The sequence below is a fragment of the Micromonospora sp. S4605 genome (assembly GCF_003176715.1).
GTDB classification, from domain to species: Bacteria; Actinomycetota; Actinomycetes; order Mycobacteriales; family Micromonosporaceae; genus Micromonospora; species Micromonospora echinaurantiaca.
On the sequence record NZ_QGSW01000494.1, the window covers coordinates 1 to 6,827 of the forward strand.

5 protein-coding genes and 1 pseudogene are annotated in these 6,827 nt (G+C 70.9%); 2 read left to right on the top strand and 4 right to left on the bottom strand.

Annotation, left to right across the window (positions count from 1 at the left end):
- From DLJ47_RS35250 to DLJ47_RS35265, 4 genes are all read right to left on the bottom strand, one after another.
- On the bottom strand, positions 1-816 hold an 816-nt coding region (locus DLJ47_RS35250), incomplete at its 3' end, for a DegT/DnrJ/EryC1/StrS family aminotransferase (RefSeq protein WP_146228281.1).
- Positions 813-2,924, bottom strand: a complete 2,112-nt coding sequence (locus DLJ47_RS35255; RefSeq protein WP_109906707.1) for a heparinase II/III family protein — start codon at positions 2,922-2,924, stop codon at positions 813-815. The genes DLJ47_RS35250 and DLJ47_RS35255, both read right to left, overlap by 4 nt.
- A 1-nt stretch (position 2,925) precedes the next feature.
- Complete coding sequence (locus DLJ47_RS35260) at positions 2,926-3,939, bottom strand: Gfo/Idh/MocA family protein (protein ID WP_109906709.1); 1,014 nt, start codon at positions 3,937-3,939, stop codon at positions 2,926-2,928.
- Between the two features lie 58 nt (positions 3,940-3,997).
- Positions 3,998-5,284, bottom strand: coding sequence for an ABC transporter substrate-binding protein (locus tag DLJ47_RS35265; protein ID WP_146228282.1), 1,287 nt, complete (start codon positions 5,282-5,284; stop codon positions 3,998-4,000).
- Positions 5,285-5,503: 219 nt separating this feature from the next.
- On the opposite strand from DLJ47_RS35265, the gene DLJ47_RS35270 reads away from it, so the two are divergent.
- Together DLJ47_RS35270 and DLJ47_RS36540 are read left to right on the top strand one after the other, a co-directional pair.
- The gene (locus DLJ47_RS35270; RefSeq protein ID WP_199236144.1) at positions 5,504-6,448 is read left to right on the top strand and encodes a carbohydrate ABC transporter permease; all 945 of its coding nucleotides are present in this window, start codon (positions 5,504-5,506) and stop codon (positions 6,446-6,448) included.
- A pseudogene (locus DLJ47_RS36540) lies at positions 6,445-6,827 on the top strand (hypothetical protein); the annotation flags it as partial. The gene DLJ47_RS35270 and the pseudogene DLJ47_RS36540, both read left to right, overlap by 4 nt.

Sequence of the window (6,827 nt, forward strand, 5' to 3'; positions counted from 1 at the left end):
CCCCTGCGGCGTCACCATGCCGCTCAGCTGCTCGTCGAGGTAGCCGGCCGCGGCCTCGCGCGCGCGTACCTGGTCGGGCAGCCGGTCCAGGCCCACGCCGAGCAGCGCCGCCTGCATCGCCGTCATCCGCGAGTTCCAGCCGAGGACATGGTGCTCGTACCAGGCGCCCCCGGTCACCCGGCCCTGGTTGCGCAGCGAGCGGATCCGCTCGGCGAGGGCGTCGTCGTTGGTCGTCAGCGCGCCGCCCTCGCCCGCGGTCAGGTTCTTGGAGCCCTGGAACGACCAGGAGCCGAGATCGGCGAGCGCCCCGACCGGCCGGTCGCGGTGCCGGGCGCCGTGGGCGTGCGCCGCGTCCTCGACGAGCGCCAGCACGCGCCGCCGGCACAGCGCGCCGATCGCGTCGAGGTCCGCCGGGTGCCCGCCGAGGTGCACCACGATGACCGCCGCGGTCCGTGGGGTGACGGCGGCGTCGACCGCCGCCGGGTCGAGGCAGTAGGTGTCCGGGTCGATGTCCGCGAAGACCGGCGTAGCGCCGGCCAGGGCGACCGCGGTGGCGGTGGCGAGGAAGGTGTACGCCGGCACGATCACCTCGTCGCCGGGCCCGATCCCCAGGGCGCGCAGCCCGAGCAGCAGGGCGTCCGTGCCGTTGGCGACGCAGAGCGCGTGCCGCGCGCCGGTGGACGCGGCCCAGCGCTGCTCGAAGGCGGTGACTGCGGGCGCGTCCACCCCGTTCCACCGGCCGGAGTCGAGCACGGCCCGGACCGCATCGAGGTCGGCCTCCGTCCACTGCGGCCAGGTGGGCCAGCTGTCTGTCATACGTCCCCCTCGCAGTCGATTTCCACCGTCCACCGGCCCGCGGCCGGCAGCGTGATCCGGCTCCCGCCGTCGGTCACGGCGGGATTGATCGGCACGCCGTCGAGCCGGGTGCGGCCCTGCGCGGCCACCCAGACGTGGCGCCGGCCGGCGACGTCCACGGTCACCGTCCAGCGGCGCCCGACGATGCTCAGCCCCAGCGTGTCGGCCCCGCCCCGCACCAGGTGCCGGCCGTCGTGCCGGATCGCCTCGCCAGCCCAGGCCGCCGCGGCGCGGAGCCGGCCGGCGCGCAGCCGCACCAACGAGGTGGGCCCGAGCAGGTCCACGCCCCGGGAATGCGCGACGCGCAGCACCTGGTCGCCGCCCTGCGACAGGGTCACCTCCGGGCGGTGCACGGCGTACGGCACCAGCACGTGCCGGGTGCGGCCGGCCGGGTAGTGCAGCGTGAGCCCGTGCAGCGTCGCGGGTGTGGGCCCGCCGGCGCCATCGGGGACGCGAGTCGGACCGGTGTCGGTGCGTACCGCCGCCGGCAGGCCCACCGGGAGCACGAGGAGGCCGGGGCCGACCTCCTGGTGCAAGCCCGTGGCGGGGTCACCGGTCCACAGCGCGAGCGCGCCGAGCCGCCATTCGTACGGGCCGCCCTGGTAGTCGTCGCCCACCACCCAGTAGACCGGGTCGTCGCGCAGCAGCAGCACCGACCGGCGGTGCGGGACGCCCCAGCCGGGGTGCGCGGCCACGAGCAGGTCGCACTCCGGCAGCAGCACCTGCGTCTCGATCCGGGCGTCGTGGTCCTCGCCGACGTCCCGCTCGCCCGCGCGGATGGTGTTGTGCGCCCGCGTGGCGCGGTACCAGCTCTGGTACCGGGGGTCGTCGTAGCTGTCCGGCCCGCCGGCCTCCCAGGCCAACGGCGCGCCGTGCCCCCAGATCACCAGGTCCAGCGCGGCGTGGTGACTGTGGCTCTCCAGTTCGTGCTCGATGTACGGCCCGCAGTTGACCACGCCGTGGTGCCCACCGGTGCGCAGCACCGCGAACTTGCTCTGCGGCAGGACGACGGAGGGACCGGGGACCGGCTCGGGTGACGTGGCGGGCAGGTCCCGCGGTTCGAGCCAGGCCAGGGTCTCGGCGATCCGCTCGGGCGGCAGGTGCCGCCGGGCGACGGCCAGGTACGCCGGGTCGCCGTAGAGGTGCCAGCCACGCAGCAGCGGCTCGGCGACGTGGGCCAGGTGGGAGTCGTTGAACGGCGGGATCACCCCACCGGGGGTGGTCATCGCCAGCAGCCAGTCGTGCATCGCGCGCAGCCGCGGGTGGACGCGCAGGCTGTCGTCGCGCAGCGCGGCGTTCTGCAGCGCAGCCAGGCACATCAGGTGGTACGAGGGGCTGCGTTCGTAGTGTCCACCGTCGGCGTACACATCTAGGACGAGGTGCTCATGCAGCCGCGCGCGGGCCACCGCGGCCCAGGCCGCCGCCTCGGCGAACTCGGGCAGGAACGCGGCGATCTCGGCGAGCACAGCGCAGCCGGCGAGCTGCCAGTTGCCGTGCCGGAAGGTGTCGTGCTCCTCGGCCAACCAGCGGGCCCCGCCAAGCAGCGTGGCGACCAGCCGGTGCCAGGTCCGCTCACGGAGTTCGTGGCCGAGCGTGTGCAACGCTGCCATCAGGACCTGGGAGCGGCTGGCGACCCCGAGCGTGTACCAGACGACATCCAGCCCGGGCCACTCACCGCGTACCTGGTCACGGTCGCGGTACCAGTCGTCCAGGATCGCCGCGAACCGCTCGGCGTAGCGCTGGTCGCGGGTGAGCGCGTACCCCTGCACCAGGGGATTCGCCCAGTACAGGTAGTGGAAGCCGTACAGGCCGGACCGTCCGTGCGTGGGATCGAGGAAGTCGACGGGTTGGTCCAGCAGTTTCTCGGCCTCCGCCAGCACCTCGCTGGCGCGCGGGGTGTCCGCGACCTGCGCGGCCCACCGCAGCGGGTCGCGCACGGGCGCGACATCGGTACGCGAGTCCAGATGGGCGCGCAGATCCACCACCCGCGCCGCGGCGGCGAGCGCGTCGGCGGTGATGTGCCGCATGCGCTCCTCGTCTACGTGCGGCGGTTTCTCCACCAGCGACATGTCAGACGACCTCCGGCCGGCCGGAGGCGATCGAGCGGTGGACGGCGGTGAGCACGGCGGTCACGTGCCGGCTGGACTCCAGCGTCACGAGCGGTTCCCGGTCGTGACGTACGGCGTCGACCAGGTGCCAGATCGCGTCCCGCACCGCCCCCGCCGGCACCCCGTGCACGGTGCGCACCAGCAGGTTGCGGGGGTATTGGTAGGCGTCCTCGGTGGCGATCTCGATCTGCTCGCACTTGCGGTCGAGGTGGATGACGCCCCGCTCACCGACGATCTCCACGAAGGAGTCGGTCATGGTGGGGAAGGTGTCCGGATAGGTCCAGCACGATTCGAAGGTGGCGACGCCGCCGCCCCGGAACCGGCACTGGGCCTGGATCGCGTCCGGCGTGTCCACCCCCAGGCCGCGTAGCACACCGTCGACGGCGGAGGCGTACACGGTCTCGACCTCGTCGTCGAACATCCAGCACACCAGGTCGATGTCGTGGCTGGACAGGAACCAGGCGCACGTGGTGCCCTCGGCCCACGGGATCATCCGGATGGGGACGTGGCGGGTGTCGTTCTTGCGGGCGTACGCCAGTCGGGGCCGGCCGATGTCCCCGGCCGCGATGCGTGCCTGTGCCTGCGCGTACGCCGGCACCCAGCGGTGGTTGAACAGCGTCATCGCCTTCACGCCGGCCCGCCGGACGGCGGCCACCGCCTGGTCGGCCTCGGCGGGATCGGTGGTGAACGGCTTCTCCACCAGCACGTTCTTCCCGGCCTCGGCGGCGGCGCAGACCATCGCGGCGTGCAGATGGTCGGGGGTGGCGACGACGACGATGTCGACGTCGGGGTCGGCGACCAGCGCGGCGGGGTCCGGGTGGACCCGTGCCCCGTGGTCGCCGGCGAGTTTCTCCGCCGAGGCGCGGGTGCGGCTGGTGACCGCGACGACCCGGGTGGCCGGATGGTCGGCGAGGATCTCCGCGTGGACCCGGCCCATGATGCCGGCTCCGATGATCCCGACGCCCAACTGCGACATGTTTCGTCCTTCCTGGTCGGTGGCCGCCCCCTCGCGGCGGGGGCGGCCACCGGCGCGGTCACTTGGCGGCGAGCAGGGCGTTCCATTCCTTCTCGGCGTCGGCGAGCGCCTGGCTGGGGCTCTTCCTGCCGCTGATCATGGCCCGCATGTTCTCGTCCCAGCGTTCCTGGAGCCTGTCGTCCTTGCCCGTACCGAGGAATCCGAGCTGGAGCTTGGGCAGTTCCTCCGCGATGATCCGGCGCGCCTCGTCGGTGAGCTTGCCTGGCTGGAAGGTGGTGAAGTGCGGATCCTTGAGTGACTCGACCGTGGACGGGTAGATCGCGACGAGCTTGCAGAACGCGGTCTGGTTCTCGGCGTTGGTCAGGTAGAGCGCGAACTCGGTGGCGAACCTCGGGTTCGGCGTACCCTTGGGCACCACGAAGGTCTGCTGGTCCGGCAGGACGTACGTGCCGGCCTTGCCGGTCATCGCCGAGCCGAGCTTGAGCTTGGCGAACACGTCCGGCGCGTTCTTCTCGATGTTGTTCAGCACGAACGGCATGACGCTGGCGGAGAATGCCACCTGCTGGTTCTCCAGCGTCTGCGGGTAGTTGCGGTCGTCCTTGACCGTGGCGCCGGGGGCGATGCCGCCGCTGCGGTAGGCGTCCCGCCAGGCGGTGAGCAGCTGCGTGGTCTCCGGGGTGTTGAAGGCGGCCCTGCTCTTGTCCGCCGACAGCACCGGCACACCTTCGGCCTGCATGACGGAGATGTTCGGGATGCCATTCATGCCGTACACGCCCGGCGTCGCCTGGTGCAGCTTCATCGCCCAGGCCAGCGCCTCCCTGAAGGTCTTCGGCGGGCTGCTGACGTCGAGGCCGGCCTTGGACACCAGGTCGGTGTTGTAGATGGCGATCGGGGCGCCGCCGTTGTACCAGGGCAGGGCGATGAGCGTGCCGTCGGGCATCAGCGACTCGATCAGGTTCGGCGCGTACGCCCTGCGCTGCTCCTCGGTGACGTACGGCCCCAGGTCGGTCAGCGACGGGACGAACTCCTCCAGATCGGAGTTGCTCAGGTTGACCACGTCCGGCGCGTTGCCGGCCGCCACGGCGGCGAGCAGCTTGGGCTTGACCTCGTTGCCCGGCACGTCGACCCAGGTGATCTTGGCATCCGGGTGCTGCTTCTTGAAGCCGTCGATAAGACCGTTGATGTAGCTCTCGAAGTTCTTCTTCAGATTGATGGTCCAGAACTCGATGTCCATGGTGCCGGCGTCCGCGGGCTTCTCCTTCTCGGTCCCGGCGACGCACCCGGTCGCCAGGGTGAGCGCGAGTCCCGCGGCGAGAGCCCTGGCCAGTAACGAAGCAACCCTCACGACAGACCTCCCGGTGGTGTTAGGGATGGGGCGATGATCAGGTCGCCGTACGGGGCGGCGCGGGCCGGCATCGGTGACCTTGACAGCCCTTGGGGGGCGAAATATGGTCCGGACAACATTTCGGCAGTCCTTAAAGCCTGTTGCGGACAAAGGTTAACCATCACGCCTGGCCTGTCAAGGGGTTCGATCCGGCTCACGACCACCACGAGGATGTGCGGCATGACGATGACGGCTCCCGCGTCGGCGGAAACGACGCACCCGCCAATCCACTCCGGTCGCCGGAAACGGCAGGTCCGACAGCACCGGGCAACGACCCCGTACCTCTTCCTGCTACCCGCCCTGGTCCTACTCGCCGTCTTCTACATCTGGCCGGCGGTCACCGCCGTGCAGCTCGCCTTCTACGACTACCGAGTGGTCTCCCCGGCAGAATTCGTCGGCCTCGCCAACTTCACACAGATGCTCGACGACGACCGCTTCTACACCGCCCTGGCGAACTCCGGCCTGTTCCTGGCCGGCATGCTGCCCATCCTGGTCGCCGTGCCGCTGCTGCTGGCGGTGCTGGTCAACCTGCCGCTACGCGGGATCAAGGTGTTCCGGCTCGTCTACTACCTGCCGGTGGTGACATCGATGGTCGCGATCGCCATCGCCTGGAACTACGTCTACCACCAGCGCGGCATGCTGAACTGGTTGCTCGGCGCCGTGGGGCTGCTCGACCAGCCGGTGCAGTACCTGCTCGACCCCGGGTGGGCTCTGCCGGCCCTGGTGCTGGTCGAGAGCTGGAAGTCGCTCGGCTACTACATGATGATCTACCTCGCCGGGCTGCAGGCCGTCCCACGCGACCTGTACGAGGCGGCGGCCGTCGACGGAGCCGGGCCATGGCGACGGCTGCGCAGCATCACCGTACCGATGCTGCGCCCCTACATCGCGGTGGTGACCGTCCTCGCCGCACTCGACGCCATGCAGGTCTTCACCTCGGTCTTCGTGATGACCCAGGGCGGGCCCCAGGACGCGACCCTCACGCTCGGGTACTACATCTACGACGAGGCGTTCCGCCACTTCAACATGGGCTACGCCAGCGCGATGGGCCTGGTGCTCTGGGCGATCCTCGTCGTCTTCTCCCTCCTGTCCTACCGGCTGACCCGCGGGAAGGCGGTCACCCCATGACCGAACGCAGAGGCACCGGGGGAGCCCCGCCCCGACCGAGGCGCATCCACCTGCGCGCCGTCCGCACGGTGGGCTTCTACGTCCTGCTCAGCCTGATCGGCGCCCTGTTCCTCGGCCCGTTCCTCATCCTGCTCGCCAGCGCGCTCAAGCCGGCGAGCCAGCCGGTGTACTCGTTCCCACCGCAACTGATCCCCCTGCCACCGGTGCTCGACTGGTTCGTCGAGGCGTGGCACAAAATCTCCTTCCCCCGCTCCCGGGTTCGACGTAATTCGGCGGGCCTGGAGGTCCTGCGAGGCGGAATGCGCTGGTCGGCGGGTCGCGAGAGGCAGAGAAGGCCAGAAGTCCCTAGAGACGCGATCTCCTGGACTAACGCGTGCCA

Bases quoted from the DNA above. Each gene is read 5' to 3' on its own strand.
- DLJ47_RS35255 (WP_109906707.1), bottom strand. From the start codon at position 2,924: ATGTCGCTGGTGGAGAAACCGCCGCACGTAGACGAGGAGCGCATGCGG.
- DLJ47_RS35260 (WP_109906709.1), bottom strand. From the start codon at position 3,939: ATGTCGCAGTTGGGCGTCGGGATCATCGGAGCCGGCATCATGGGCCGG.
- DLJ47_RS35270 (WP_199236144.1), top strand. From the start codon at position 5,504: ATGACGATGACGGCTCCCGCGTCGGCGGAAACGACGCACCCGCCAATC.